The sequence below is a fragment of the Ewingella sp. AOP8-B2-18 genome (assembly GCF_052376015.1).
GTDB lineage: Bacteria > Pseudomonadota > Gammaproteobacteria > Enterobacterales > Enterobacteriaceae > Ewingella > Ewingella allii.
Map to the genome: position 1 here is coordinate 1 of NZ_JBQSVB010000060.1, position 986 is coordinate 986.

Consider the following 986-nt stretch of genomic DNA (forward strand, 5'->3'; position numbering starts at 1 on the left):
GGCTTTGTTGAATAAATCAGATTTCGGGTAAGTCTCCCCCGTAGCGGGTTGTGTTTTCAGGCAATACGCACGCTTTCAGGCATACCTGCTTTCGTCATTTTGTTCAGCGCTCGTACCAGGGCCATAGCCTCCGCAACCTGACCATCGTAGTCACGCAGCGTCAGTGAACCCCCGAACAGCTGTTTTACCCGGTACATCGCCGTTTCCGCTATCGAGCGACGATTGTAATCTGTTGTCCATTTCCACCGCGCATTACTCCCGGTCATTCGCTGATTAGCCACTGCACGGTTACGGTCTGCATATTCACCGGGCCAGTAACCCGCACCTTTTCGGGGAGGGATAAGCGCGCTGATTTTCTTACGCCGCAGTTCATCGTGACATAGCCGGGTATCGTAAGCGCCATCGGCGGCGGCTGACCTGATTTTCCGGTGGGTTTGCCGGATTAACCCGGGGAAGGCCTCTGAGTCCGTAACGTTGTTCAGCGACAGGTCAGCGCAGATGATTTCATGTGTTTTACTGTCAACGGCGAGATGCAGCTTACGCCAGATACGGCGGCGTTCCTGGCCATGCTTTTTGACTTTCCACTCGCCTTCACCGAAGACCTTCAGCCCGGTGGAATCAATTACCAGGTGTGCGATTTCACCCCGGGTGGGCGTTTTGAAACTGACATTAACCGACTTTGCCCGCCTGCTGACACAGCTGTAATCCGGGCAGCGTAGCGGAACGTTCATCAGAGAAAAAATGGAATCAATAAAGCCCTGCGCAGCGCGCAGGGTCAGCCTGAATACGCGTTTAATGACCAGCACAGTCGTGATGGCAAGGTCAGAATAGCGCTGAGGTCTGCCTCGTGAAGAAGGTGTTGCTGACTCATACCAGGCCTGAATAGCTTCATCATCCAGCCAGAAAGTTATGGAGCCACGGTTGATGAGGGCTTTATTGTAGGTGGGCCAGTTGGTGATTTTGAACTTTTGCTTTGCCACGGAACG

At 53.4% G+C, this 986-nt stretch carries 1 protein-coding gene; it reads right to left on the reverse strand.

The genetic code is table 11. From position 1 onward, the window contains the following. Positions 1–56: 56 nt before the first annotated feature. Entirely contained in the window at positions 57–980 is a 924-nt protein-coding gene (locus ACT3RR_RS23110; RefSeq protein WP_001118619.1) for an IS5-like element IS903B family transposase, read from the reverse strand. Positions 981–986 lie beyond the last annotated feature (6 nt).